This is a genomic window from Clavibacter michiganensis subsp. tessellarius (genome assembly GCF_021922985.1).
Taxonomy (GTDB): Bacteria; Actinomycetota; Actinomycetes; order Actinomycetales; family Microbacteriaceae; genus Clavibacter; species Clavibacter tessellarius.
In genome coordinates this window covers 2,712,986-2,738,112 of sequence record NZ_CP040788.1, presented here as the reverse complement: position 1 = coordinate 2,738,112, position 25,127 = coordinate 2,712,986, and the positions used below count along the sequence as shown (strand labels likewise).

Here is a 25,127-nt window from a genome sequence, read left to right as displayed (position 1 = left end):
GCGGTCCTGCGGTCGTGCGGCGTAGCGCGGCGCGGCGCGGCGCTAGGAGCGGTCGCCCTGCACCTCGACGGCCGCGGGGCCGTCCACCTCGATGCGGGTCGTGCCGTCGGCGCGCTCGTCGACGACCACGGTGACCTCCGGGGCGGCGGTGCCGTCATGATCGGCCGCGCCGTCGTGGTCGGCGTACGTGTCGAAGTCGGCGGCCGTGGAGTCCTGGTCCACGAAGGGCTCGCGGGCGGATGCGTCGGCATCACGCTCCTCGGCCGCCTGGCGCGTGTCCTCGACGTCGGCCTTCGCGGAGTCGGCGAGCACGGCACCGGCGGCCTTCGCGCGGTCGGCGACCTCGGATCCGACCTCCTTCGCCGTGTCGGCCGCGCGGGCCGCGGCGTCCTGGGCACGGTCGCCCGCGTCACGGCCCCGGTCTGCGGCCTCGGCCGAGCCCTCGCGCACGCGGGCGGCGGCGTCGGATCCGGCCGCCTTCGCCTTCGCGGCCGCGTCCGACCCGGCCGACTTCGCCTTGTCGAGCGCGTCCGATCCCGCGTCCTTAGCCTTGTCGAGCGCGTCCGATCCGGCGTCCTTCGCCTTGCCGAGCGCATCGGCCCCCGCGCCCTTCGCCTTGCCGAGCGCATCGGCCCCCGCGCCCTTCGCCCGCTCGAGCGCAGCCCCCGCCGGCGACTGCTCGTCGTCGAACGGGCCATGCACGTCGGTCACGCGGATGTTGACGCGCACCGCGCCGGGCGCGATCTGGCGGGCCGCGTGCGCGACCTGCTCGCGGGTCCGGTCGACCACGTCCTGCACGGGCGCGGGGTACTCGACCACGAGGTCGATGTCGATCACGACGCCGCCCGACTCCTCCGAGACGGTGACGCCGGGGCCCGTGCTCGTGCCGCGGACCGCCCGGGACGCGGCGTCGAGGGCCCGCGCGGCCGAGCCGCCGAGGTGATGCACGCCCGTCACGCCCGCGGCGGTCTCCGCGGCGGCGACGCCGATGCGCTGCGCGGCGGTCTCCCCCTCCGGGTGCGCGGCGGCGACGCCGGTCAGGTCGATGGGGCGGATGGCGGGTGCGGCGTCGTTCACGTCGGTGCTCCTTCGGTGGTGCGGGAGGGTGCGGATGCGGTGCGGAGGGGGGATGGGGCCGGGCCATGCTGCCGCGCGGATCGACGCGCCGGCCGGGTGCGCGCGATGCCGCGCACGGCGGCGGGACCGGGCGAACCCGGTCCCGCCAGCGGGGTGGTGCTACTGGACGCGGCTCTGCTTGTCGTCGTCCTCGTCCTTGTCGTCCGACGGGATGTGCACGTCGGAGACGGTGACGTTGACCTCGGTGACGTCCATGCCGACGACCTGCGAGATGGCGTCGGTGACGGACTCGCGGATCCGGTCGGCGAGGTCCTGCAGCGCGACGGGGTACTCGGCGACGACGACGATGTCGGCCGCGACCTGCTTCTCGCCGACCTCGACGGAGATGCCCTGGCCGCGGTCCTGCTGGCCGATGACGTTGCGGATCGCGCCGACGGCACGCGCGGCGCCGTTGCCCAGGTCGTGCACGCCGGGGACCTGGCGGGCCGCGATGCCGGCGACCTTCTCGACGACGCCGTCGGCGATCGTGTTCTTGCCCGAGGCGGAGCCGGCGGGGGTGTGCTTCGCGGCGGCGCGGCTGGAGGCGGTGGCGGGGGTGACGTCGGTCATGTGGTGCTCCTGGTGATCGGTGGCGCGTCCCGGGCTGCGGGTCGCGGTGCCGGCTGGATGACCGGCACGTCAAGGAGACGGGCAGGGCCGCCCGGTCGTCCCGGACGTCCAGGGATCCTCCAGGCAGGAGCGGCCGCGCTTCGCTGCGCGGCCAGCGGGAGGCGGCGCGCGTGCGCTTTCCGGCCAGGAGCGGGGGCACGGCGGCGCGCGGCACGGACCCGTACGCCGACGCCCGCACGGATGTCGCAGGTCGGGCCTAGGTTGAGCCCATGACCGACCCCTCCGGCACCCCCGCGCACCACGACGTCCTCGTCATCGGCGGGGGGAACGCGGGGCTCTCGGCCGCGGGGCGCCTCCGGCGGTACGGCATCCAGGATGTGGCGGTCATCGAGCCGCGGGACACCCACTACTACCAGCCGATGTTCTCCCACGTCGCGGGCGGCACCGCGCGCGCCTCGCAGGCCACGCGGCCGCAGGGGTCCATCACGCCGAAGGGCGTCACGTGGATCCAGGACCGCGTCGCCGGCATCGACCCGGCCGCGAAGACGGTCGCCCTCGCCTCCGGCGCACGCCTCTCCTACGGCCAGCTCGTCGTGTGCCCGGGCATCCAGAAGGACTGGGACGCCGTGCCCGGCCTCGTCGCGGCGATGGACTCGCCCGTCGGCATCTCCAACTACGAGCACCACTACGCCGCCAAGGCCTCGAAGGTGCTGCGGGACGTGCGCTCCGGCACGGTCGTCTTCACGCAGCCGGACGGCCCGGGCACGTGCTCGGGCGCGTCGCAGAAGCCCATGTACCTCGCGTGCGACCACTGGCGCGCGCTCGGCGTGCTCGACGACATCCGCGTCGTGCTGGTCGTGCCCACGCCCACCATGTTCGGCATGCCGCTCATCGACGCCGAGCTCGAGCGCAAGGTCGCCGAGTACGGCATCGAGGTGCGGTACGGGCGCGAGCTCGTCGCCGTGGATCCGGTCGCCCGCACCGTGGAGATCGCCGGCGTCGACCGCACCCGCGCGCTCCTCGGGCCCGACCACGCCGCGCAGCAGGGCCTCGACGGCGCCGAGCGCGAGACCATCGCCTACGACGTGCTGCACGCGGTCCCGCCGCAGTCCGCGCCCGACTGGCTCGCCGGCACCGGCCTCGCGGCGCCCGGCGACGCGGGCGGCTTCGTCGAGGTGGATCCGCTCACCCTCCGCCACCCGCGGTTCCCCGACGTGTGGGCGCTCGGCGACGCGGCCGCCACCACGAACTCGAAGTCCGGCGGCGCGCTCCGCCAGCAGACCACCGCGGTCGCGAAGAACCTCGTCGCCGCCCAGAAGGGCAAGCCCCTGCCGCAGACGTACGACGGGTACTCGGTGTGCCCCTTCGTGGTCTCGCGCTCCACCGTCGTGTTCGCCGAGTTCGACGACCGCTACCGCCCGAAGCCCACGGTCCCCGGCTGGAAGGGCCTCGCGAAGGAGCGCCGCATCACCTTCCTCACCGACCGCTACGTGCTGCCGTGGGTGTACTGGAACCTGATCCTGCAGGGGCGCGCCTGATCCTCGGGTGCCATGGCCGCCGCGTCCGCCTCGGCCGCCGGTCGCGCCCGGCCTGATCCGCGCGCCCACGGCCCCGATCCGCCCTCCGGCGGACGCGCCCCGCGCCCCGGCCCGCGAGGATGGCCGCATGACGCGCCCCGGTGAGACCGTGCCCGACTCGAGGGGTCGCACCGGCCTCCACCTCCGCGGGACCGACCTCGACCGCAACCCCGACGTGGTCGTGAAGCGCGTCGAAGTCACCTCCGACGGCTGGCACGTGCTCCGCCGGACGACGCTCGACCTGCGGCTGCGCGACGGATCCTGGCAGGAGCAGCAGCGGGAGACCTACGACCGCGGGGACGGCGCCACCGTCCTGCTCTACGCGGCCGACACCCACCGGATCCTCCTCACCCGGCAGTTCCGCTACCCCGCCTACGTCAACGGCCACCCCGACGGCATGCTGATCGAGGCCGCCGCCGGCCTCCTCGACGAGGACTCCCCCGAGGACGCCATCCGCCGCGAGGCCCGCGAGGAGCTCGGCGTCGAGGTCGTCGCGCTCACGCACCTGTTCGACCTCTTCATGAGCCCCGGCTCCGTCACCGAGCGCGTCCACCACTACCTCGCGGCGTACGCGCCCGCCGACGTCGTGGGCGCGGGCGGCGGCGTGGCCGAGGAGGGCGAGGACATCGAGCGCATCGAGGTGACGCTCGACGAGGCGCTCGCGATGGTCGCCGACGGCCGCATCGCCGACGGCAAGACGGTGATCCTGCTCCAGCACGTGGCGCTGCACGGGTTCCCGGCGTAGGCGGACGCGCGCCGACGCGAGCGCGTAGGCCCGGCGCGGACCCGGCCGTGCCCCGAGCGCGCACGGGCGGGACGGCCCGTAGGCGAGGATGGACGGGTGACCGACGCCCCCGCCGCCTCCCCCCTCCGCCTCCACGACACCGCCGCCCGCGGGTTCGCCTCCGACAACTACTCGGGGATCCACCCCGAGGTGCTCGAGGCCATCGCCGCCGCGAACGGCGGGCACCAGGTCGCGTACGGCGGCGACGCCTACACGGCCCGGCTCCAGGAGGTCGTGGGCGAGCACTTCGGCCGCGGCGCCGAGGCGTTCCCCGTCTTCAACGGCACGGGCGCGAACGTCACCGGCCTCCTCTCGATGCTGCCGCGCTGGGGTGCCGTGGTCTGCGCGACCACCGCGCACATCAACACCGACGAGGGCGGCGCCCCCGAGCGCGTCGCCGGGATCAAGCTCCTGCAGGTGCCCACCGAGGACGGCAAGCTCACGCCCGAGCTCATCGACCGCGAGGCGTGGGGCTGGGGCGACGAGCACCGCGCGCAGCCGCTCGCCGTGAGCATCACGCAGACCACCGAGCTCGGCACGGTCTACACGCCGGCCGAGGTGCGGGCGATCGCCGACCACGCGCACGAGCGCGGCATGCGCCTGCACATGGACGGCGCCCGCCTCTCGAACGCGGCCGCGACGCTGGATGCGCCGTTCCGCGCCTTCACGTCGGATGCGGGCGTCGACGTCGTCAGCTTCGGCGGCACCAAGAACGGCCTGCTCTACGGCGAGGCGATCGTTGTGCTCGACCCGGAGGCGTCCGAGGGGCTCACGTACCTCCGCAAGCTCAACATGCAGCTCGCCTCGAAGATGCGGTTCGTGAGCGCGCAGCTGCTGGCGCTCCTCGGATCCGAGATCGACGGCGTGCCGCTCTACCTCCGCTCCGCGCGCCACGCGAACGGGATGGCCGCGCGCCTCCGCTCAGCGCTCGACGGCGTGGACGGCGTCGAGTTCACGCAGGAGACGCAGGCGAACGGCCTGTTCGCGATCCTCCCCGAGGGCGTCGCCGACCGCCTCCGCAGCGAGTTCCGCTTCTACGACTGGGACCCGGCCCGCCGCGAGGTGCGCTGGATGTGCTCCTTCGACACCACCGAGGACGACATCGACCGCTTCGCGGCGGCGATCCGCCGGGAGGTCGGGGCGAACTAGCCCCCTCGGCAGCCTCGAGCCCGGCAGACGACCGCGGCGCCCCTCCCCGCGATCTCGGCGGCCTGGCGCGGCCTCGACGAAGGCGGGTCCGGGGATGGATGCACGCTGTCGGGTGGATGTCGGGCCGTCGTCGGGTCGATGTCGTGTCCGGCGCGGTGTCCCGTCCCTACTGTGGGGATCATGAACGAGACACGGATCGTCGACCTCCGGACGCAACGAGGCTGGACCCAGGAGCGGCTCGCCGAGGCCAGCGGCATCACCGTCCGGACGGTGCAACGCCTCGAAGCCGGCAACGACGCCAGCCTCGACACGCTCACCCGCGTGGCCGCGGCGCTCGAGGTCCAGGTGCGCGACCTCTTCACCACCGTCGACGAGAACGACTACGGACACGCCGTCGCAGCCCTCGACACCCGCGCCGCACGGCAGCAGGAACGCCGCGACACGATCACCGACGGACTCGAAGCCCTCTACTACGGCGTCGGCGCGCTGCTCACGATCGCCGTGATCGTCGGCATCACGACGGACGCGCTCGCGAACCACGCGATCTTCCTCATCCCCGCCTACTGGATCGCCGGATGGCTGCTGGCGGTGTTCCTGTTCCTCGTGGTCCTCAGCCCGCGCCTGGATCGCCGGTTCCCGCTCTCGCGCGACCGCAGGGAGCCGACGCCCGGCGGTCGAGCCTGATCCGGACACGACGGAGCATGCTGCGCCGACGCGTCCCGACCGGGATGCGCGCCGGGGCGGACGAACGGACGGACACGCGATGACAGCGCGTTCGGGGGGAGACCACCCACAGTGGGGCTCCCACGGGTTCGGATCCGAGACGCCCTCGAGGGCGCGGGACCGGCCGTAGTCGCATCGGGAGCGGGCGGAGAGGCCCGGGCCCGGGCCCGGATCACCCCGTGTTCTGCAGCCCCGCCGCGATGCCGTTGACCGTGAGGAGCAGGAGCCGGTGGTCCGGATCCGTCGGGTCGGCCTGGCCGGGCGCGCCCTGCGCGGGCGACCCCTCGGCCGCCGGCGTGCGCAGGGCGCGGAGCGCACGCAGCTGCAGCAGCGACAGCGCGTCGACGTACGGGCTGCGGAGGCGCACCGCGCGGCGCAGCACCGGGCGGCCCTCGAGGATCTCGCCGCGGCCCGTCGCCTTCCGCACCCACTCGCGCGTGAGCTCCATCTCCTCGGTGACGAGCGCCGCGAGGTCCGGCCGGTCGCCGAGCGCGAGGTAGCGCTCCGCGAGGCGGCCGTCGGTCTTGGCGAGCGACATCTCGACGTTGTCGATCATCGACGTGAACAGCGGCCACTCGTCGTAGGCCCGGCGGAGCACGGCCTCGTCGCCGACGGCGGCCAGCGCGGAGCCGAGGCCGAACCAGCCCGTGAGGTTGATGCGCGCCTGCGTCCACGCGAACACCCACGGGATCGCCCGCAGGTCCTCGAGCGACTCGACCGACAGGCCGCGGCGGGCGGGCCGCGAGCCGAGCGCGAGCAGCCCGATCTCCTCCATGGGCGTGACCTGCGCGAACCAGGGTGCGAAGCCGGGCGCCTTCACGAGCTCGAAGAACCGGGCGCGGGAGGCCTCGTCCATGACGCGCACCATGTCCGCCGACCCGTGCGCGGCCGCCGCGTTGCGCTCCTCGTTGGAGGGCGCGGACGCGAGCAGGGTCGCGGCGGCCATCTGCTCGATGTGCCGGGCGGCGATGCGCTTGTCGCCGTAGTGGGCGAAGATCACCTCGCCCTGCTCGGTGAGCTTGAAGCGGCCGTCGACGGATCCCGGCGGCTGGGCCCGCACCGCGCGGTCGGCCGGCCCGCCACCCCGGCCGAGTGCACCGCCGCGGCCATGGAAGAGCGTGAGCTCGATGTCGTTCTCGCGCGCCCACGCGGCGATGCGCGCCTGCGCGTCGAACAGCGCGAACGTCGCGGAGACGGGCCCGACGTCCTTCGAGGAGTCGGAGTAGCCGAGCATGACCTCGAGCTTGCGGCCGGTGGCGGCGAGGCGGGCCGCGACCTGGGGCAGCCGGATCATCCCGTCGAGGATCTCGGTGCTCGCGTTCAGGTCGGCGAACGTCTCGAACAGCGGGATGACGTCGAGGACGGGCGCCTCCTCCGCCGAGCCGAGCGCCAGCGCGGCCAGCTCGTGCACCGTGCGGATGTCGTCGGCCGACTGCGTGAACGAGACGATGAAGCGGGAGAACGGCGCGACGCCGTGCCGCTCCTGCAGGCGGGCGAGCGTGCGGAACACGTCGAGCACCTCCACCGTCATGGGCGCGAGCTCGGGCGCCTGGTCGCCGAACGCATCCGCCGCGGCCACGGCCAGCACCTCGCGGAGCGCCTCGCGGTGCACCTGCGAGTGCTGGCGCACCTCCATCTCGGCCAGGTGGAACCCGAAGGTCTCGGCCTGCCAGACGAGGCCCTGCAGCTCGCCGCTCGCGATGCGGTGCGCGCCCGCGCTGCGGAGCGACGCCTGGAGCACGCGGAGGTCGGCCAGCAGCTCGGCGGCCGACGGGTAGGCGATGGGGTCGTCGTGGCGCTCACGCGTGGCGGCGAGGCGGCCGGCGATGACGAGGAGCACGCGGCGGTGCAGCTCGGCCGGCGCGCGCGTGCCGATGCGGGCGGTGAGGTGCGGCGCGAGCGCGTCCTGCGCGGCGGCGAGCTCGCGGAGCTCCTGGCTCGGCGGGGTGTCGGCGTCGCCGAGGGTGAGCGAGCGGCCGACGCGGAGGGCGACGCGCTCGAGCCCCAGGAGGATGTGCTCGCTCGCGATGCCCGCGGCCTCCTCGGTGACCGCCGCGGTGACGTACGGGTTGCCGTCGCGGTCCGCCGCGATCCAGTTGCCGAGCCGGAAGAACGCGGGCGCCACGGCGTCACGCACGCCGGCCTCCTCGCCGAGCAGCCAGTCGTCGAGCAGACGGTAGACGCGCGGCACGACCTCGAAGAGCGTCTGGTCGAAGACGCCCATGGCCGTGCGGACCTCGTCGAGCGGCGTGGGCCGGGTGGTGCGCAGCGGCGACGTGCGCCACAGGCCGTCGATCTCCTCGAGCAGCCGGCGGTCGACGTCCTGACCCGTGAGGGTGCCCGCCATGGCGCCGTCGCGCTCGGTGAGCAGGTCGCCGATGCGGCGGATCCCCGTGGCCACCGCGCGGCGCCGCGCCTCGGTGGGGTGCGCCGTGAGCACCGGGTGGAAGCGCATCTCGCCGAGGCGGCGCATGGCCTCCTCGCGGCCGAGCTCCTCGGTGAGCTTGCCCACCGCGTCCGGGATGGAGTCGGGCACGAAGCCCGACGCCGCCTCGCGCTCGCGGAGCACGCGCACGCGGTGGTGCTCCTCGGCGAGGTTCGCCAGGTGGAAGTAGCAGGTGAACGCCCGGGCGACCTGCTCGGCGCGCTCGGGCGTGAAGGTGGCGACGAGCCGCTCGGCGTCGTCGATGGAGGCGTCGCGCGCGCTCTCGTAGGCGTCGATGACGAGCTCGCGGAGCCGCTCCACGTCGTCCAGCAGGTCGGGGCCGCCGGACTCGCGGAGCACCTGTCCGAGCAGGCCGCCGAGGTGGCTGACGTCGGAGCGGAGCGCCGGCTCGACGGCGTCGCGCGTGCCGTCGCGGGTGGAGTCGTGCTCGAGGGGAAGCGGCTTCTTCGGGGGAGTCGTCACGGAGTCGAGGATACGGACAGCGCGCGGCGGATCCTGCGCATGACGCCGGAGGACGGACGTCCCGGCCGCGGATCCGCCTGGGGAGGAGCGCCCGGACGACGGATCGGGCGGCGACGGCGGCGCCGGATCACGCGGCGGATCAGGCGACGGCGGCGCCGGATCAGGCGGAGGCCGGCGCCGGATCAGGCCGCGGCGGGCGCGGCCGTGCGCTCCTCGCGCGGCATGCGCAGCAGCGCGTAGGCGGAGGCGGCGAGCAGCAGGACGGCGCCGGTGGCGAACGCGACGGGGAACGACACGGCGTCGGCGAGGCACCCGGCGACGAGCGGGCCGACGATGGCACCGAGGTCCGAGACCATCGAGAAGACGGCGACGGGACGGCCGCTGCGGCCGCCCGCGGCGTCGCCCACCGCGGCGCCCGGCGCCGTGCCCATGAAGGAGGCGGCCGCGCCGAACAGGCAGAGCAGGATCGTGAGCACGATCACGTTCGGCGCGAACGGGATCGCGACCATCAGCACGCCGGCGACGGCGAACGACCCGACGATCGCGGGCCGACGGCCGACCGTGTCGACGAAGCGCGCGGCGGGCGCGAGCGCGAGGGCCTGCACGACGGCGGCGCACGCGAACGCGATGCCGGTGGAGGCGGCGGGCGCGCGGATCACCTCGACGACGAGCAGCGGGATCAGCGAGCTGCGGACGCCCATCGACGCCCACCCGTTGCCGAGGTTGGCGAGCAGCGCGCCGCGGTAGCGGGTGTCGCGGAGCACCTCCGCGAAGGGGCGCGCCGGCTCGGCGGGGCCGGTCGCGTCCGCCGGGCCCGTGCGCCGCGACAGCAGCAGGAGCCCGATGACGCTCGCGACCGCGAGGGTCGCCGCGTAGAAGAAGAAGGGGGCGGTGAGCGACACGGTCGCGAGCACGGCGCCGAGCGCGGGCCCGGCCATGCCGCCGATGAGGAAGCCGCCCTGGTAGAAGCCGATGGCGCGGGCGCGGCGCGTCGGATCCGTCGAGCCGAGCAGCAGCGTCATGGCCGCGACCGAGAACATGGCCGACCCGATGCCGCCCGCGCCGCGGAGGAGCAGGAGCTGCAGGTAGTCCTGCGCGAGGCCCGCGAGGCCGGAGGAGAGCGCGACGATCGCGAGGCCGATGGCGAGCACGGTGCGCTCGCCCGTCCCGTCCATGATCCGCGCGACGAACGGGCTCATCACGAGCCGCATGAGCGCGAACGCGGAGATGACCGCGCCGATCTCGAAGCTGCCGACGCCGAAGCTGCGCGCGTAGACGGGCAGCACGGGCACGACCACGCCGAAGCCGACCATCACGAAGAAGGCGATGATCCCGAGGACGAGCACGTCGCGCGGCAGCTTCGCACGGGGGGCGCGGACGGGGCCGCGGGTGTCGGGCATGGAGCCGTCGCCGGGCTCGGGGGTGCTCGCGGATCCGCCACGACGGAAACCGCGCATGCGTCCAGGATACGTCGCCGACGACCGACGACCCGCGACCGGGACCGGCGCCCGCCGCCTAGGCCCGGCCGTGCTCCACGTCGAGCTCGACCCGGTCGGCTGCGAACCGCGTCACGTTGATGAGGAGCGGCGTGCCGTCGGGCAGCGTGTTGAGCGCCCGCACCACGAGGACGACCGCGCCCGAGGGCAGCTGCAGCTCGACGGACTCCGCGGCCGTCGCGAGGCGCCCGGTGACGGTGGTGGCGGCGCGCAGGTAGTCGTCGATCCCGACCGCGCGGAGGGCCGTGGTCATGGATCCGTCGGGGCCGTAGCGGTCGACGATGCCCGGCACGAGCTCGTCCACCAGCCACGACGTGCCGCGGACGACGGGCCGGCCGTCGACCAGCCGCAGCGTCTCGAGGCGGAGCGCGGGGCGGCCGGCCAGCGCGAGGCGCTCGGCCACGTCGGCGGGCGGCTCCTCGACCGCCCACTCGAGCAGCTCGCCGGACGACCGGGCCCCGCGGCCGCCGAGGCTGTCGGTGAGCCGCGTGCGCAGGCCGATGCGGTGGACGATCACGTCGTGCCGGGTCACGAACGTGCCGCTCCCCCGCCGCGAGACCACGAGCCCGTCGGCGGCGAGCGCGGCGACGGCCTGGCGGACCGTGTGCCGGTGCACCTCGAAGCGCTCCGCGAGCTCGCTCTCCGACGGCAGCTTCGCCCCGGACGCGACCGTGCCCTGCAGGATCTCGGCGCGCAGCTCCTCGGCGATGAGCCGCCAGGCGGAGTAGCCGCTCGTGGATCTGCTCTGCGTCGCCATGTCCTCTCGACCCTAGCGGGCGGGACGGCGGGGCCGACGGGTCGGATCGGCCGCCCGCCGGCGCCCCTCCGGCCCGCGTTCCCCACCTGTTCACCTGCCCGCGACCGGCTCGTCGCGCACGGGCCGGGTGCGGCGCCGCACCCGCCGCTAGGGTCGACTTATCTAGATGAGCAGACAACTTGGAGGGATCGCGGGCATGACGACGACCACGACCAGCACGACCGGACGGGAGGACGTCGCCGCCCGCCAGCGCTGGATGCGCGTCCTCTCCGCCGCCGACGTGGGCGCGCTCGACGCCGCGTGGACCGCGTGGGAGCCCAAGCCCGAGGTGCAGCACATCCGCGGTCCGGAGGCGGGGCTCGTCATGGTCCGCGGCCGCGTCGACGCCGGGGGCGCGCGCTTCAACCTCGGCGAGGCCACCGTCACGCGCGCCACCCTCCGCCTGCACGGATCCGCCATGGCGGCGGACGCGCTCGGCAGCTCCTACGTCCTCGGATCCGACCTCGAGCACGCGCGCCTCGCGGCCCTGTTCGACGGGATGCTCCTCGACGCCGGGCTCCACGACCGCGTGCTCGCCGAGGTCGTCGCGCCGCTCGAGCGCGAGCGGGCGGAGGCGGACGCGAGGCGAGCCGCCGAGGCCCGCAGCACGCTCGTGGACTTCCTCACGGTCGCGCGGGAGCACGCGTGAGCGCGGCGACGCGGCCCGCGCCCGGGACCCCCGCGCTCCCCGCCGCGGGCATCCCCGCCCCCGGCTTCGCCGACGCGACCCGCGGCGCGCAGGCCGCCTTCCGCGCCCTCCTCGACGCGCTCGCGCACCCGACGCGGATCCACCCGCTCACCGGCCCCGCGGAGGCGCCCGCGGGTCTCGGCGCGGGCCTCGGCGCCGTCGCCCTCACCGTGCTCGACGAGGAGTCGGCGCTCTGGCTGGATCCGCGCCGCGCCGCCGACGCCGAGGTGACCTCCTGGCTCACGTTCCACACGGGCGTGCGGATCGTCGCCGACCACGCCGACGCCGCCTTCGTCCTCGCCGACCCGGCCTCCCTGCCCCCGCTCGCGGAGCTGGCGGCCGGCACCGACGAGGAGCCGCACCGCTCCGCGACCGTCCTGCTCGACGTGCGCGACGCCGCGGGCAGCCTGCGCGTCCGGGCCGAGGGCCCCGGGATCGACGGGCACGCGATCGCCGACGCCCCCTGGGCCGACGACGCGTTCCTCGACGCCTGGCGCGCGAACGGCGCCCGCTTCCCGCGCGGCGCCGACCTGCTCCTCGTCGACGCGGCATCCGTCGCCGGACTTCCCCGCACCACCCGCCTCCGGGCGGCCGACCCCCGATCGGAGGCCTGATGTACGTCGCCGTCAAGGGCGGGGAGAAGGCGATCGCCGCCGCGCACGCCCTCCTCGCCGCCGCGGGCCGGGGCGCTCCCGGATCCCGCCCCCTCGAGGCCGGGCAGGTCGCCGGCCAGCTCGGCGTGCTCGTCTCCCGCGTGATGACCGAGGGCTCGCTGCACGATCCCGAGCTCGCCGCGCGCGCCCTCCTCCAGGCCCAGGGCGACGTGCTGGAGGCGGTGACCCTGCTGCGCTCGTACCGCACGACGCTGCCGCGGTTCGGGTACACCGATCCGGTCGACACCGCCGGGCTCCCGCCGCAGCGCCGCGTGTCCGCCACCTTCAAGGACCTGCCCGGCGGGCAGCAGCTCGGCGCGACCTTCGACTACACGCACCGCCTGTTCTCGGACGCCGAGCCCGCCGCGGTCTCGACGCGCGAGGAGGACGCGGGCGCCACGATGCCGCGCGTCGCCGACCTCCTCGGCGCCACCTCCCTGATCGAGCCCGACTCCCACCCCGGCCAGGACGACGAGGAGCCCGCGGACATCACGCGCGAGCCCACCACGTTCCCGATGACGCGCGCCGAGCGCCTGCAGGCCCTCGCCCGCGGCGACGAGGGGTTCCTCCTCGGCCTCGGCTACTCCACGCAGCGCGGCTTCGGCACGACGCACCCGTTCGCGGGCGAGATCCGCGTGGGCGAGGTCGAGGTGGAGCTCGACGCCCCGGAGCTCGGGTTCGCGGTGCCGCTCGGCCGCATCGAGGTCACGGAGTGCCAGATGGTCAACCAGTTCACGGGCAGCGCCGACCAGGCCGCCCGGTTCACGCGCGGCTACGGCCTCGCCTTCGGGCGCAGCGAGCGCAAGGCGATGTCCATGGCGCTCGTCGACCGGGCGCTCCGGGCCACCGAGCTCGGCGAGCGCATCACCGCCCCCGCGCAGGACGAGGAGTTCGTGGTCAGCCACTGCGACAACGTGCAGGCGACGGGCTTCGTCGAGCACCTCAAGCTCCCGCACTACGTGGACTTCCAGGCCGAGCTCGCGCTCGTGCGGCGGCTCGCGCGGGAGTGGCACGAGCGGCACGGCGACGACCCCGTCGCGGGAGATGCGGACGATGCCACGGGCGACGCGGACGATGCCGCCGCCGACACCACCGCCGTCCCGGCCGGGACGGGGGCCCGCGCATGAGCTCCTCCCTCATCGGCTACAACCTCGGCTACCTCGACGAGCAGACCAAGCGCATGATCCGCCGCGCGCTCCTCAAGGCCGTCGCGATCCCCGGGTTCCAGGTGCCGTTCGCGAGCCGCGAGGTCCCGATGCCGCGCGGCTGGGGCACGGGCGGCGTGCAGGTGACGGCGGCGATCGTCGGCGAGGGCGACGTGCTCAAGGTCATCGACCAGGGCGCGGACGACACCACGAACGCCGTCTCCATCCGGGCGTTCTTCGCCTCCGTCGCCGGGGTCGCCACGACGACGCGCACCGACGAGGCCACCGTGATCCAGACGCGGCACCGGATCCCCGAGACCCCGCTCGCCGACGGCCAGGTCGTCGTCTACCAGGTGCCCGTGCCGGAGCCGCTGCGCTTCCTCGAGCCGCGCGAGACGGAGACCCGGCGCCTGCACGCGCTCGAGGAGTACGGGCTGATGTACGTGAAGCTCTACGAGGACATCGCGCGCTACGGGCACGTCGCCAGGACCTACGACTACCCCGTGATGGTCGACGGCCGCTACCTCATGGCGCCGTCGCCGATCCCGTCGTTCGACAACCCGAAGATGCACATGAGCCCCGCCCTCCAGCTGTTCGGCGCCGGGCGCGAGAAGCGCATCTACGCCGTCCCGCCGTTCACGCGCGTGGAGAGCCTCGGCTTCGAGGACCACCCCTTCGAGCCGCAGACCTTCGCCGACCCGTGCGCGATCTGCGGATCCACCGGCGTGTACCTCGACGAGGTCATCACCGACGACCGCGGCGCGTCCGTGTTCGTCTGCTCCGACACCGACCACTGCGAGCGCACGGCGGCCGACGCCGACGCCGCCCGCGCCCACGACGAGGAGGCGCTCGCGTGAGCGACGACGACCGACCGCTGCTCGAGGTCCGCGGGGCCGCCCACCGCTACGGCGACCGCTACGGCTGCCGGGACGTCGACTTCGACCTCTGGCCCGGCGAGGTGCTCGCGGTCGTGGGCGAGTCCGGATCCGGGAAGTCGACCCTGCTCGGCACCCTGTCCCAGCGGCTCGCGCTCAGCGAGGGCAGCATCCGCTACCGGCTGGCCGACGGGGAGACGGTGGAGCTCGCGGACCTGTCCGAGAGCGCGGTGCGGAGGCTCTGGCGGAGCGAGTGGGGCTTCGTGCACCAGGATCCGGCCGACGGCCTGCGCATGCACGTGAGCGCGGGCGGCAACGTCGGCGAGCCGCTCATGACGAACGGGTGGCGGCACTACGGGCGCATCCGCGCGACCGCGGCCGAATGGCTGCGGCACGTGGAGATCCCCGTCGACCGCATCGACGACCACCCCACGACGTTCTCCGGCGGCATGCGGCAGCGGCTGCAGATCGCCCGGAACCTCGTCGTCTCGCCGCGCCTCGTCTTCATGGACGAGCCGACGAGCGGCCTCGACGTCTCGGTGCAGGCGCGCCTGCTCGACCTCATCCGCGGCCTCGTGGCGGAGCTCGGCCTCGCGGTCGTCATCGTCACGCACGACCTCGCGGTCGCCCGCCTCATCTCGCACCGCACGCTCGTGATGAAGGACGGCCGCGTCATCGAGTCCGGCCTCACCGACCGGGTGCTCGACGACCCGCAGGCCGCGTACACCCAGCTGCTCGTCTCCTCGATCCTGCAAGGATGATCCGCCCCATGACCGGAATGACCGCCGGGAGCACGCCCGGACCCGCCCCCGTCCCCGCCCCCGTCCTCACCGTCGACGGGGTCGCCAAGACCTTCACCATGCACCTGCAGGGCGGCCAGCGGCTCGCCGTCCTCGACGGCCTCTCCTTCGTCGTGGGCCGCGGCGAGAGCGTCGTGCTCGGCGGCCCGTCCGGCGCCGGCAAGAGCACCGTGCTGAAGCTCGTCTACGGCAACTACCAGGCCGACCGCGGGCGGATCCTCGTCCACGGCCCCGGGCCCCGCGGCGAGGTCGACATCGTCACGGCCGCGCCGCGCGCCGTGCTCGCCGCCCGGCTCCACGCCGTCGGCTACGTGAGCCAGTTCCTCCGCTGCGTCCCGCGCGTCGGCACGCTCGACGTGGTGGCCGAGCCGCTGGTGGCGCGCGGCGTCGACGCGGAGGAGGCGCGCGACCGGGCGGCGCGGATGCTCACGCGCCTGTCCATCCCGGAGCGGCTGTGGTCGCTGCCGCCCGCCACCTTCTCGGGCGGCGAGCAGCAGCGCGTGAACGTCGCGCGCGGGTTCCTGCCCGAGCTGCCCCTGCTCCTCCTCGACGAGCCGACCGCGTCCCTCGACGCGCGGAACCGCGACGTGGTGGTCGAGCTGATCGCCGAGAAGCGCGACGCCGGCGTCGGCATGCTCGGGATCTTCCACGACGCGGAGGTGCGGGCGGCGGTCGCCGACCGGATCGTGGACGTGGAGGCGTTCGTGCCGGCGCTGGCGGCGGCGGACCCGGCGGACGCGCTGGCGGGAGCTGCGCTCGCGGAGGACGCGCTCGCGGGGACCGCGGCCACCGGGACCGCGCGGTGACGCGCGTCGCGGTCTACGCGATCCCGGGCGTCCGCGCGGACGACGCCACCGGGATCACGCTGCGGGAGCGCGCCGAGGCGTGGCTCGGCCGGTCCGTCGTGGGCGGATCCCCGGCCCCGGCCGCCGCCGCGCCCGCGGGCTGGACGCGCGCCGAGGTCGACGCGATCACGGTCGACGCCCGCCGCTACGGCTTCCACGGCACCCTCAAGGCGCCCCTCCGCCTCGCCGCCGGGCGCGACCTCGCCGAGCTCGACACCGCCGTCGCCGACCTCGCCGGCGCCCGGGACCGCATCGCGCTGCCCGGCCTCCGGGTCGCGTCGCTCTCCGGCTTCCTCGCGCTCGTGCCGACCGGGCCCGCCCCGGCGCTGGACGCGCTCGCCGCGGACGTCGTCACGGGCCTCGACGGCTTCCGCGCTCCCCCGACGGACGCGGAGACGGCCCGCCGGGATCCGGCCTCCCTCAGCCCCCGGCAGCGCGAGCTCCTCGAGACCTGGGGCTACCCCCACGTGCTCGACCGGTTCCGCTTCCACCTGACCCTCACCGACCGGATCCCGCCCGCCGCGCGTCCCCGCGTCGAGGCGGCCCTCGCGGAGTGGTTCGTCGACGGCACGCACCGGCCGGTCGCGATCGACGCGCTCGCCGTCGTGATCGAGGACGCGCCCGGCGCCCCCTTCCGGCTGCACGCGGTGCATCCGCTCCGCGCTCCGCACGCTCCCCTCCCCGACACCCTGCACGACCTCGACACCCCGCCCCACCCCCGCGCCGCGCTCGACGGCACCTCGCCCGACCCCGGCACACCGCCCCACCCCCGCGCCATCCCGGCGCCCGACCCCGAAGGACCCCGATGAGCCGCGAGACCGTCCTGCGCAACGCCCGCATCGTCCTCGACGACGATGTGCTGCACGGATCCGTCCTGATCCGCGACGGCCTCGTCGCCGACGTCTCCCCCGGCGGCGGCGACGTCGGCGGCACCGGCGAGGACCTCGACGGCGACCTCCTGATCCCCGGCCTCGTCGAGCTGCACACCGACCACCTCGAGTCGCACGCGCAGCCGCGGCCGGGCACGCGCTGGGATCCGGTGCCCGCCGTCCTCGCGCACGACGCCCAACTGAGCGGCGCCGGCGTCACGACGGTCTTCGACGCGATCCGCATCGGCACCCTCGAGGGCCGCGACGACGCCACCACGCTGTCCCTCTCGCTGGCGGAGGCCATCGAGCACGCCGGGGCCGCCGGGCTGCTGCGCGCGGAGCACCTCATCCACCTGCGCTGCGAGGTCGCGGCGCCGGACACGGTGGCCGAGTTCCGCGAGTTCGACCGCATCGCGTCGGTGCGCCTGGCCTCGCTCATGGACCACACGCCCGGGCAGCGCCAGTACGCGGACGTCGAGGCGTTCACGAAGTACATGGTGGGCCGGGGCCGCGTGTCGGCGGCCGGGATCGGCGCCCTGATGGAGGAGCTGCAGGCCGTCGCCGCGGAGCACTCGACGCCCAACCGCGTCGCCATCGCCGAGCTCGCCACCGCGCGCGGGGTGACGCTCGCGGCCCACGACGACGCCACCGTCGCGCACGTGGAGGAGTCCGCCGCGCTCGGGGTGCGCATCTCCGAGTTCCCGACGACCGAGGTCGCCGCCCGGGCCGCGCGCGAGCACGGGCAGCTGATCGTGATGGGCGCGCCGAACATCGTGCGCGGCGGCAGCCAGTCGGGCAACGTCGCCGCGGCCGCGCTGCTCGCGCTCGGGCTGCTCGACGTGCTCTCCTCCGACTACGTGCCCGCGAGCCCGCTGCAGGCCGTCGTGCAGATGGACGCCGACGGGATCCTGCCCTTGACGCGCGGCGTCCGTCTCGTCAGCGGCGACCCGGCGCGCGCGGTGGGGCTCGACGACCGGGGCGCGATCCGCGTGGGCGCGCGCGCCGACCTCGTGCGCGTGCACCGCCACGTCACGCCCGCGAGCGAGCGGCACCCCGGCGGACGCACCGTGCCCGTGGTCCGCGGCGTGTTCCTCCGGGGAGCGCGGGTGTCGTGAGCGACGCCGTCCCCTCGGGCGCCGCGGGTCCCGTACCCGCCGCACCGGATCCCGCCGCCCCCGCGCCCCTCGGCCCCGGGCCGTTCGTCGCCGTCGTCGGCGCGAGCGGCGTCGGCAAGGACGCCCTGCTCGGCGCCGCCCGCGCCCGCAGCGGGCCGGACGCGCACTTCCCCCGCCGCGCGATCACGCGTCCGCCCGGGCCCGGCGAGGACTTCGACGCCGTCGGCGAGGAGGAGTTCGCCGCGGCGGCCGCGCGCGGCGACTACGCCGTGACCTGGAGCGCGCACGGCCTCTCCTACGGGATCCCCGCCACGGCCGACGAAGCCGTCCGCGCGGGCGCCGCCGTGGTCGCGAACGTCTCCCGCAGCATGCTCGACGTGCTCCAGGCCCGCTACGCGCGGCTCGTCGTGGTGCGGATCACGGTGTCCGAGGACGTGCGCGCCGCCCGGCTCCGGGAGCGCGGCCGCGAGCCCGCCGACGACATCGCACGTCGGCTCGCCCGCGCGGATCCGGCGCCCGACCGACGGGCCGACCACGAGGTGCGGAACCACGGCACCGTCGCCGAGGGCGGCGAGGCCCTGCTCCGCGCGATCCGGGCGGCCCGCGCGTCCGCGCTCGCCGCATCCGCGCTCCCCGGCTCCCCCGTGATCCGCCCCCTCGACCCCGCGCCGCGCGGAGGAACGGAGACCCCATGACCCCGAAGCTCACCGAGGAGCCCGTGATCGGCCCCGACGTCGCCGTGACCGGCAGCGCGCTCGGCCGATGGACGGAGATCGGCGCGGGCACGCGCCTGCTCGACACCGTGATCGGCGACTACAGCTACTGCGACCGCCTGTGCGACTTCGCGCACGTCGACGTGGGCCGCTTCTCGAACATCGCGAGCCTGGTGCGCGTCGGCGCCACCGACCACCCGCTCGACCGGGCGACCCTGCACCACTTCATGTACCGCAGCACCATGTACTGGGACGACGTGGAGGACGACGCCGAGTTCTTCGCGCACCGCCGGTCCCGCCGCACCTCCATCGGGCACGACACCTGGATCGGGCACGGCGCCATGATCAAGCCCGGCGTGCGCGTCGGGGACGGCGCGGTCGTGGCGACGTCCGCCGTCGTCACGCGCGACGTGCCGGACTACGCCATCGTCGCGGGCGTGCCCGCCACCGTGATCCGCTACCGCCAGCCGCCGGAGATCGCCGCGCGCCTGCAGCGGCTCGCCTGGTGGGACTGGGACCACCGGACCCTCCGCGACAGGCTTCCCGACTTCCGCGCGCTGCCGACCGAGGCGTTCCTGGAGCGGTACGAGGGCTGATCGGAGGCGGCGGGCTCAGCCGGGTCCGTCGCTCGCGGCCGCCAGGAGCGGCACGAGCACGGCGCTGATCGGCATCGGCAGGCCGTGCGCGCGGCCGCGGTGCAGGATCACGCCGTTGCGCGCCCGCCACTCGAGCGGCCGGCCCGCCTCCCGGTCCGCGAGGATCGAGGTGCCCTGGTCGGCGGGCGCCGCGGCGAAGTCATCGACGATCCGGTCGGCCACGGCGTCGTCGAGGACGGCGCCCTCGGCGCGCGCCACCTCCAGGCACTCCCGCCCGTAGGCCCGGGCGAGGTCCGCGACGTCGTCCCGCCGGAACACGCCGGCGCGCCGGCCGGTGGCGGCCATGATGCCCGCGACCGCGTTCTGCACGAGCTTCCGCCAGGCGGCCGTGCGGAAGTCGGCGGCCAGTTCGACCGCGCACCGGCCGCCGGCGAGCGCCTCGACGACCACCCGGGACGCCGGCACGTCGGGCAGCGTGAGGCGCGGGGCGCCGCGGAGCAGCACGGATCCGTCGGGCAGCGCCTCCGCGGGGAACCACACCACCGCGGGCACGACCGGGCAGCCCGGGACGTGCGGCGCGACGTCCTCCACCTGCTCGACCCCGTTCTGCAGCACGGCGACCACCGTGTCCGCGTGGCACAGCGCCCGGAGCCACGGCGCCGCCGCCTCGACCTGCGTGGCCTTCACGGCGAGGAGCACGAGGTCGACGGGACCCGCGACGCCCGCCGGATCCGTCTGCACGGGCCCGGGGACCACGATCGACGTCCCGTCCGTCGTGCGGAGCTCGAGCCGCGCGCGCGGGGTGCGCCCGCAGAGGAGCACGGGCACGCCCGCCTCGTGCAGCGCGGCGGCGACGGACGTGCCGATCGCGCCGGGGCCGACGACGGCGACGGAGGGCCGGGCGGGCGCGGCGGACGCGTCCGTCATCCCCGGCCCGTCCGCGTCGCCCATGCCGGCGACGCTACGCCCGCCGGGACCCCGTGCGGCCCGGCGCCGCGCGCCGCAGGCCGGACGGCAGACGTCGAGCGCATCCGCGGCCCGGTCCGCCTCACCGGTACACGCGACGCAGCCAGGCGGCGAGCGCCTCGACCGCGAGCACGCTCACGAACACCATGGCGACGAGCGTCGTCACCTGCCCGTGCAGCGTCATGACGGAGGACGCGTTCGTCAGGTGGAACCCGATCCCGCTGCCGCCGACGATGCCGAGGATCGTGGCCGCCCGGATGTTCGTGTCCACGAGGTAGAGCGAGTTGCCGACGAGCGACGGCAGCCCCTGCGGCCAGGTCGCCGAGAGGAAGCGCTGCCCCCGCGTCGCGCCGACCGCGGTGAGGGCGCGCTCGGGACCGGCGCCCACCTCCTCGAAGGAGTCCGCGATGAGCTTGCCGAGGAGCCCCACGCCGCCGAACGCGAGCGCGACGACGCCGGCCTGGTTGCCGAGCCCCGTGATCATGATGAGCAGGATCGCGAGCACCAGCTCCGGCACCCCGCGGAACACCACGAGCACGACGCGCGCGGCGCTCCGCACGGCGGGGTGCGGCGCCACGTTGCGGGCGGCGAGGGATCCGACCACGAGCGCCAGCACGACCGACAGCAGCGCGGCGGCGAACGCCACCTGGATCGTCACCAGCAGCGCGTCGGCGAACTCGCCGAACGTGTGCGACCCGGTGCTCGGCGGCCAGAAGCTCTGGAGGGTGGGGACCACGTACTCCCACGTGACCTGGCTCAGGTCGATGTCGGCCATCAGGTAGCCGCCGACGACGACCACGACGGCGAGCGCCGACCACGCCGCCGTGCGCACCCGGTCGGGCGTCCACGGCCGGCGCTGCATCGACTCCACGGTCACGGCGCGCGCGGTGCCGGCGCTCCCGGCCCGCTCGGGCAGGGAGCGGTCGCGCGTGAGGCGCCGCACGATCCGGTCGCCCAGCCCGCGTCCGGCGGGCCGCACGCCGAGGGCGCTGCGGCGGATGGACGACGACACGACCTCCAGCAGCACGCACAGCGCGAAGATCACGAGCGCGATGCCGATCCCGCGCCCGTAGCCCTCCGGGAACTGCCCGAACGCGACCTTCATCGCGTAGCCGAGCCCGCCCACGCCGGCGTAGCCGAGGATCGCGGAGCCGCGGAGGTTGATGTCGAAGCGGTGCAGCACCGTGGCGATCCACGACGGCAGCACCTGCGGGAACACACCCGCCCAGAACTCCTGCGCGCGCGTGCCGCCCGTGGTGCGGATCGCGCGCTGCGGCCCCTCGTCGACCTGCTCGATGGCGTCGGCGAAGAGCTTCGAGATCATGCCGATCGAGTGGATCCCGATGGCGAGGATGCCGGGCAGCGGGCTCCCCAGCGCGAAGGCCAGCGCGAACGCGAGGGCGAGCACCACGTCGGGGACCGCGCGCGTCACCACGCCGATCGTGCGGCCGAGGCCGCGCAGCCACGGCGCCGGCGTGGTGTTCCTGGCCGACGCGTAGGCGACCGGCACGGAGACGAGCGCGGCGGCGAGCGTGCCGAGCACGACGATCCCGAGCGTCAGCCCGATGAGGTACGCGAGGTCGCCGGGCGCCGGAAAGCTGATCGGGTCCATGCGCGAGAAGACCTTCGCGGCGTTCCCGACGCTGCGGAGGACGTTCGACCAGGTGAAGTCGAGCGTCGTCAGCGCGTGCACCGCGAACGCGACCATGGCGAGCACCACGACCAGCGCGAGCGCCTTCTGCCGGTCGGGCCGCCGGCGCGGGGCGCGCTCCTCGACGTCGGGGCGGACGCCGGGCGGGGCCTGGCCCGGACGCTCGGCGACCGCGGTCACCGGGTGCCGTCCGCGCGCCGCCCGCGCGAGGAGCCGGTCCCGCCGGCCCCGCCGGCCGCGGCCGCCCCCGCGGAGCGCGCGCCCACGGGCTCGTCGAGCGGCAGCACGTCGCCGAGCTCGGTCGCGATGGCGGCGAGCGCGGACGTCGTCGACGCCACGCGCCCGTAGATCTCCATCACCTGCGCCTTGCCGATCCCGGCGGTGGGGGTGTCGAGCACGACCTCGCCGTGCCGGAGACCGACGATGCGGTCGCCCCAGCCGAGCGCGAGGTCCACCTGGTGCAGGCTGCACACCACCGTGAGGCCGTCGTCGGCGGCGATCTCGCGGATCAGGCGCATCACCTGCTCGCTCGACTCGGGGTCGAGGCTCGCGACGGGCTCGTCGGCGAGGAGGATCTCGGGCCGCTGCATCAGCGCCCGCGCGATGGCGACGCGCTGCTGCTGCCCGCCGGACAGCCGGTCGGCCCGCTCGTAGGCCTTCTCGAGCAGGCCCACGCGATCGAGGTGGCCGAGCGCCTCGGTGCGCGCGGCGCGGGGGTAGGTCCAGATGCCGAGGCGCGGACCGCGGAGGCGACCGAGCGCGCCGGTGAGCACGTTCTCGAGCACCGTCAGCGAGGGGACGAGCTCGAACTGCTGGAAGATCATCGCGACCCGGCCGCGGAGGGCGCGGAGGTCCCGCTGGCCGAGGGCGGCGACGTCCTGGTCGAAGACGCGGACGCTGCCGGCGGTCGGCAGCTCGAGACCGTCGAGGTGCCGGAGGAGGGTCGACTTGCCCGAGCCGGACAGGCCGAGGAGCACCACGACCTCCCCGCGCTCGACGGTCAGGTCGACGTCGTGGAGCGCCCGCGTGCCGCCGAAGTCCTTGGTGACCCCGGAGACGGAGACGAGCGGGGAGGTCGTGGTGCCGGTCATGGCCGGATCAGTCCGTCCGGGTCACTTCGCGCACTTGGCGGCGGCGATGGAGTCGCAGAGGTCCGCGATCCCCTTGTAGTACGTCGTGTCCTCCGGCTGGGCGCCGAAGAAGCCCTTCGTGAAGCCGTCGGTCAGCGGGACTCCGGAGGCCGTGATGGCGTCGAGCGACGCGCCCTGGAGCGCGGTCGTGAGCTTCGCCTTGACGTCGGCCGGCAGCGCGGAGGAGATGGAGAGCGGCCCGCCGGGCACGTACTCCTTGCCGACGACGGTGAGCTTCCCGGCGGCCGCCTCGGGCTCGACGATCGAGTCCTCGGCGAACCCGACGTCGCACTGGCCGGACGCGACCGCCTGCGCCGACTTGTCGTGCGCGCCCGCGAAGTAGGGCGTGAAGTCCGTGAACTGCGGGTTGCCGTTGGCGTCGGCGCCCGTGCTCGTGACGTCGAGGCCGGCCTTCTGCAGCTGCTGGAGGCCGAAGAGGAAGCCGGAGGTGGAGTTGGGATCCACGAAGCAGACGGTCTTGCCCTTGGCGCCCGACAGGTCGGTGATCGAGGAGCCCTTCGGCACGATCGCCTCGGAGTAGTAGCCGGGGTCGGTCACGTCCTTCGAGGTGAGCATCGCGGCGACGGGCTCGATCTCCGCGCCCTTGTTCGAGGCCATGACGTACTGCAGGGCGCCCGAGCTCATCAGGTCGATCTTGCCGGCGACGGCGGCCGCGATCAGCGCGGTGTAGTCGGCCGTGGGGTAGTACTCGACCTTGAGCCCGGTCTCCTTGGCGATGTAGTCCTCGAGCGGCTTGTTGTTCGAGTCGGAGCCGGCCTGGTCGGGCGTGGCGCCGAAGACGAGCGTGCCCTCGGTCTTGGCCCAGGTGCCCGACGAGTCGGCGGATCCGGACGAGTCGGAGCCGCCGGCGGAGCAGCCGGTGAGCGCCAGGGCGGCGACGAGCGCGGAGGCCGCGAGGGCTCCGATGCGGGTGCGGGGGGATCGGGACATGGACGTGCCTCTCGAGTCGGGACCCGCGGGCGGAGATGGGGGAGGCCGCGGGTCGGTGCCGACGCTAGGAACGCCCGATGGAAGCGGCGTGCCGCCGAGGTGGCGCATCCGTGAACTTGTCCGGAAGAGCAGACATCTCCCTCCGCGGCGGGCCGCCGTCAGCCCATGTCGGAGCCCAGCTCCACCTCCGTGAAGATCGAGCCGAGCAGCACGCCCGCGGGCGGCGACGTGTCCTCCCCGAGCTCCGGGAAGCGGTGCGCGAAGACCTCGGCGTCGTCCTCGGGGTGGTAGCCGATCGCCTCGCCCGCGGCGAGCGAGACCCAGCGGCGCGTGTTCCGCGAGACGCCCCAGACGATGCGGTGGCCGGGCTCGTCGAGGTGCAGCACCGCCTCCACGAGCCGGGCGGCGTCGCCCGCGGACAGCCAGGTGGAGATGCTGCGCGCGGCGGACGGCTCGGGCTCGGCCGTCATGATCCGCACGCTCACCACGACGTGCCCGTGCCGGTCGGCGTAGAGGCTGCCGAGCCCCTCGAGCATCACCTTGCTGAGGCCGTAGAACGTGTCGGGGCGGGGCGCCGGCACGTCCTCGCGCGCGGCCTCGGTCGCGGGCAGGAAGCCGACCGCGTGGATGGAGCTGGCCGCGAGGATCCGCGGCACCCCCGCCCGCACGACCGCCTCGTGCACGGCGTGCGCGCCGTCGTTGTTCACGGCCTGGATCGCCTCCCACGAGCGCTCCGACGCGTGCGCCGCGAGGTGCACCACGAGGTCGGATCCGCGGAACGCCTCCGTGCACGCGTCGACGTCGGTCGTGTCGACGATCGCCGACGTCTCCCCGGCGGCGAGCGGCGTCGGCGGCGCCACCACGTCGAGCAGCCGCAGCTCGTGCCCGGCCGCGAGGAGCAGGGGGCGGATGCTCGTGGCGATCCGCCCGGATCCTCCCGTGATCGTGATCGTGCCCATGTCGGATCCCCTCGTCGTCGACGCGCCGCGCTCCCGCGGCCGTCCTCCCATC

24 protein-coding genes are annotated in these 25,127 nt (G+C 75.2%); 14 read left to right on the top strand and 10 right to left on the bottom strand.

What is annotated here, in order from left to right; translation table 11 throughout:
- Positions 1–42 precede the first annotated feature (42 nt).
- On the bottom strand, positions 43–1,077 hold the full coding sequence (locus FGG90_RS12950; RefSeq protein WP_094126586.1) for an Asp23/Gls24 family envelope stress response protein: 1,035 nt from the start codon (positions 1,075–1,077) through the stop codon (positions 43–45).
- A 159-nt stretch (positions 1,078–1,236) separates the two neighbouring features.
- On the bottom strand, positions 1,237–1,686 hold the full coding sequence (locus tag FGG90_RS12945) for an Asp23/Gls24 family envelope stress response protein (RefSeq protein ID WP_094126587.1): 450 nt from the start codon (positions 1,684–1,686) through the stop codon (positions 1,237–1,239).
- Between the two features lie 269 nt (positions 1,687–1,955).
- Between FGG90_RS12945 and FGG90_RS12940 the strand changes: the two genes are divergently transcribed.
- The 4 genes from FGG90_RS12940 to FGG90_RS12925 all read left to right on the top strand — a co-directional run bounded on the left by FGG90_RS12940 (position 1,956) and on the right by FGG90_RS12925 (position 5,880).
- A complete protein-coding gene (locus FGG90_RS12940; protein ID WP_094126588.1) occupies positions 1,956–3,224 on the top strand; it encodes an NAD(P)/FAD-dependent oxidoreductase in 1,269 nt (422 codons plus the stop codon).
- Positions 3,225–3,351: 127 nt separating this feature from the next.
- A complete protein-coding gene (locus FGG90_RS12935; protein WP_094126589.1) occupies positions 3,352–4,008 on the top strand; it encodes an NUDIX domain-containing protein in 657 nt (218 codons plus the stop codon).
- Between the two features lie 96 nt (positions 4,009–4,104).
- The gene (locus FGG90_RS12930; RefSeq protein WP_094126590.1) at positions 4,105–5,196 is read left to right on the top strand and encodes a threonine aldolase family protein; all 1,092 of its coding nucleotides are present in this window, start codon (positions 4,105–4,107) and stop codon (positions 5,194–5,196) included.
- 180 nt (positions 5,197–5,376) lie between these two features.
- Positions 5,377–5,880: a helix-turn-helix domain-containing protein gene (locus FGG90_RS12925; protein ID WP_094131270.1), complete on the top strand. Its 504-nt coding sequence runs from the start codon at positions 5,377–5,379 to the stop codon at positions 5,878–5,880.
- A gap of 211 nt (positions 5,881–6,091) precedes the next feature.
- On the opposite strand, the gene FGG90_RS12920 is transcribed toward FGG90_RS12925, so the two are convergent.
- The 3 genes from FGG90_RS12920 to phnF all read right to left on the bottom strand — a co-directional run bounded on the left by FGG90_RS12920 (position 6,092) and on the right by phnF (position 11,080).
- Entirely contained in the window at positions 6,092–8,827 is a 2,736-nt protein-coding gene (locus FGG90_RS12920; RefSeq protein ID WP_094126591.1) for a phosphoenolpyruvate carboxylase, read from the bottom strand.
- A 182-nt stretch (positions 8,828–9,009) separates the two neighbouring features.
- Positions 9,010–10,284 carry an MFS transporter gene (locus tag FGG90_RS12915; RefSeq protein WP_237583398.1) on the bottom strand — a complete coding sequence of 425 codons (1,275 nt, stop codon included), beginning with the start codon at positions 10,282–10,284 and terminating at the stop codon, positions 9,010–9,012.
- Positions 10,285–10,342: 58 nt separating this feature from the next.
- Positions 10,343–11,080 (bottom strand): phosphonate metabolism transcriptional regulator PhnF, encoded by a 738-nt coding sequence (gene phnF / locus FGG90_RS12910; protein WP_094126593.1) that lies wholly within the window; start codon positions 11,078–11,080, stop codon positions 10,343–10,345.
- 196 nt (positions 11,081–11,276) lie between these two features.
- On the opposite strand from phnF, the gene phnG reads away from it, so the two are divergent.
- Genes phnG through FGG90_RS12860 form a run of 10 tightly spaced genes read left to right on the top strand, consistent with a single transcriptional unit; the run spans position 11,277 to position 19,418 of the window.
- A complete protein-coding gene (gene phnG, locus FGG90_RS12905) occupies positions 11,277–11,768 on the top strand; it encodes a phosphonate C-P lyase system protein PhnG (RefSeq protein ID WP_094126594.1) in 492 nt (163 codons plus the stop codon).
- On the top strand, positions 11,765–12,421 hold the full coding sequence (phnH, locus tag FGG90_RS12900) for a phosphonate C-P lyase system protein PhnH (protein ID WP_094126595.1): 657 nt from the start codon (positions 11,765–11,767) through the stop codon (positions 12,419–12,421). Before phnG ends, phnH begins: the two co-directional genes overlap by 4 nt.
- Positions 12,421–13,587, top strand: coding sequence for a carbon-phosphorus lyase complex subunit (locus FGG90_RS12895; protein WP_237583397.1), 1,167 nt, complete (start codon positions 12,421–12,423; stop codon positions 13,585–13,587). Before phnH ends, FGG90_RS12895 begins: the two co-directional genes overlap by 1 nt.
- Positions 13,584–14,462, top strand: a complete 879-nt coding sequence (locus FGG90_RS12890) for an alpha-D-ribose 1-methylphosphonate 5-phosphate C-P-lyase PhnJ (RefSeq protein WP_094126596.1) — start codon at positions 13,584–13,586, stop codon at positions 14,460–14,462. Before FGG90_RS12895 ends, FGG90_RS12890 begins: the two co-directional genes overlap by 4 nt.
- Positions 14,459–15,241, top strand: coding sequence for a phosphonate C-P lyase system protein PhnK (gene phnK, locus FGG90_RS12885; RefSeq protein WP_094126597.1), 783 nt, complete (start codon positions 14,459–14,461; stop codon positions 15,239–15,241). The genes FGG90_RS12890 and phnK overlap by 4 nt, the downstream gene beginning before the upstream one ends.
- An 8-nt stretch (positions 15,242–15,249) precedes the next feature.
- A complete protein-coding gene (phnL, locus tag FGG90_RS12880; protein ID WP_237583396.1) occupies positions 15,250–16,086 on the top strand; it encodes a phosphonate C-P lyase system protein PhnL in 837 nt (278 codons plus the stop codon).
- Positions 16,083–16,934 carry a DUF1045 domain-containing protein gene (locus FGG90_RS12875; protein WP_094126598.1) on the top strand — a complete coding sequence of 284 codons (852 nt, stop codon included), beginning with the start codon at positions 16,083–16,085 and terminating at the stop codon, positions 16,932–16,934. Before phnL ends, FGG90_RS12875 begins: the two co-directional genes overlap by 4 nt.
- Positions 16,931–18,109 carry an alpha-D-ribose 1-methylphosphonate 5-triphosphate diphosphatase gene (locus tag FGG90_RS12870; protein ID WP_094126599.1) on the top strand — a complete coding sequence of 393 codons (1,179 nt, stop codon included), beginning with the start codon at positions 16,931–16,933 and terminating at the stop codon, positions 18,107–18,109. The genes FGG90_RS12875 and FGG90_RS12870 overlap by 4 nt, the downstream gene beginning before the upstream one ends.
- Positions 18,106–18,804: a phosphonate metabolism protein/1,5-bisphosphokinase (PRPP-forming) PhnN gene (gene phnN, locus FGG90_RS12865; RefSeq protein ID WP_094126600.1), complete on the top strand. Its 699-nt coding sequence runs from the start codon at positions 18,106–18,108 to the stop codon at positions 18,802–18,804. The genes FGG90_RS12870 and phnN overlap by 4 nt, the downstream gene beginning before the upstream one ends.
- Positions 18,801–19,418, top strand: coding sequence for an LbetaH domain-containing protein (locus FGG90_RS12860; protein WP_094126601.1), 618 nt, complete (start codon positions 18,801–18,803; stop codon positions 19,416–19,418). The genes phnN and FGG90_RS12860 overlap by 4 nt, the downstream gene beginning before the upstream one ends.
- Positions 19,419–19,433: 15 nt before the next feature.
- Here FGG90_RS12860 and FGG90_RS12855 read toward each other — a convergent pair whose 3' ends face one another.
- From FGG90_RS12855 to FGG90_RS12835, 5 genes are all read right to left on the bottom strand, one after another.
- Positions 19,434–20,369: an oxidoreductase gene (locus tag FGG90_RS12855; RefSeq protein ID WP_237583394.1), complete on the bottom strand. Its 936-nt coding sequence runs from the start codon at positions 20,367–20,369 to the stop codon at positions 19,434–19,436.
- Positions 20,370–20,466: 97 nt separating this feature from the next.
- On the bottom strand, positions 20,467–22,215 hold the full coding sequence (locus tag FGG90_RS12850; RefSeq protein WP_094126603.1) for a PhnE/PtxC family ABC transporter permease: 1,749 nt from the start codon (positions 22,213–22,215) through the stop codon (positions 20,467–20,469).
- Positions 22,212–23,126: a phosphonate ABC transporter ATP-binding protein gene (phnC, locus tag FGG90_RS12845; protein WP_237583392.1), complete on the bottom strand. Its 915-nt coding sequence runs from the start codon at positions 23,124–23,126 to the stop codon at positions 22,212–22,214. Before phnC ends, FGG90_RS12850 begins: the two co-directional genes overlap by 4 nt.
- Before the next feature lie 21 nt (positions 23,127–23,147).
- The gene (locus FGG90_RS12840) at positions 23,148–24,116 is read right to left on the bottom strand and encodes a phosphate/phosphite/phosphonate ABC transporter substrate-binding protein (RefSeq protein WP_094126604.1); all 969 of its coding nucleotides are present in this window, start codon (positions 24,114–24,116) and stop codon (positions 23,148–23,150) included.
- 158 nt (positions 24,117–24,274) lie between these two features.
- Positions 24,275–25,075, bottom strand: a complete 801-nt coding sequence (locus FGG90_RS12835; RefSeq protein ID WP_094126605.1) for an NAD-dependent epimerase/dehydratase family protein — start codon at positions 25,073–25,075, stop codon at positions 24,275–24,277.
- Positions 25,076–25,127 lie beyond the last annotated feature (52 nt).

Bases quoted from the DNA above. Each gene is read 5' to 3' on its own strand.
- FGG90_RS12935 (WP_094126589.1), top strand. From the start codon at position 3,352: ATGACGCGCCCCGGTGAGACCGTGCCCGACTCGAGGGGTCGCACCGGC.
- phnG (WP_094126594.1), top strand. From the start codon at position 11,277: ATGACGACGACCACGACCAGCACGACCGGACGGGAGGACGTCGCCGCC.
- FGG90_RS12890 (WP_094126596.1), top strand. From the start codon at position 13,584: ATGAGCTCCTCCCTCATCGGCTACAACCTCGGCTACCTCGACGAGCAG.
- FGG90_RS12840 (WP_094126604.1), bottom strand. From the start codon at position 24,116: ATGTCCCGATCCCCCCGCACCCGCATCGGAGCCCTCGCGGCCTCCGCG.
- FGG90_RS12925 (WP_094131270.1), top strand. From the start codon at position 5,377: ATGAACGAGACACGGATCGTCGACCTCCGGACGCAACGAGGCTGGACC.
- phnC (WP_237583392.1), bottom strand. From the start codon at position 23,126: ATGACCGGCACCACGACCTCCCCGCTCGTCTCCGTCTCCGGGGTCACC.
- phnF (WP_094126593.1), bottom strand. From the start codon at position 11,080: ATGGCGACGCAGAGCAGATCCACGAGCGGCTACTCCGCCTGGCGGCTC.
- FGG90_RS12915 (WP_237583398.1), bottom strand. From the start codon at position 10,284: ATGCGCGGTTTCCGTCGTGGCGGATCCGCGAGCACCCCCGAGCCCGGC.
- FGG90_RS12940 (WP_094126588.1), top strand. From the start codon at position 1,956: ATGACCGACCCCTCCGGCACCCCCGCGCACCACGACGTCCTCGTCATC.
- FGG90_RS12855 (WP_237583394.1), bottom strand. From the start codon at position 20,369: ATGGGCGACGCGGACGGGCCGGGGATGACGGACGCGTCCGCCGCGCCC.
- FGG90_RS12895 (WP_237583397.1), top strand. From the start codon at position 12,421: ATGTACGTCGCCGTCAAGGGCGGGGAGAAGGCGATCGCCGCCGCGCAC.
- phnL (WP_237583396.1), top strand. From the start codon at position 15,250: ATGACCGGAATGACCGCCGGGAGCACGCCCGGACCCGCCCCCGTCCCC.
- FGG90_RS12870 (WP_094126599.1), top strand. From the start codon at position 16,931: ATGAGCCGCGAGACCGTCCTGCGCAACGCCCGCATCGTCCTCGACGAC.
- FGG90_RS12860 (WP_094126601.1), top strand. From the start codon at position 18,801: ATGACCCCGAAGCTCACCGAGGAGCCCGTGATCGGCCCCGACGTCGCC.
- FGG90_RS12835 (WP_094126605.1), bottom strand. From the start codon at position 25,075: ATGGGCACGATCACGATCACGGGAGGATCCGGGCGGATCGCCACGAGC.
- FGG90_RS12945 (WP_094126587.1), bottom strand. From the start codon at position 1,686: ATGACCGACGTCACCCCCGCCACCGCCTCCAGCCGCGCCGCCGCGAAG.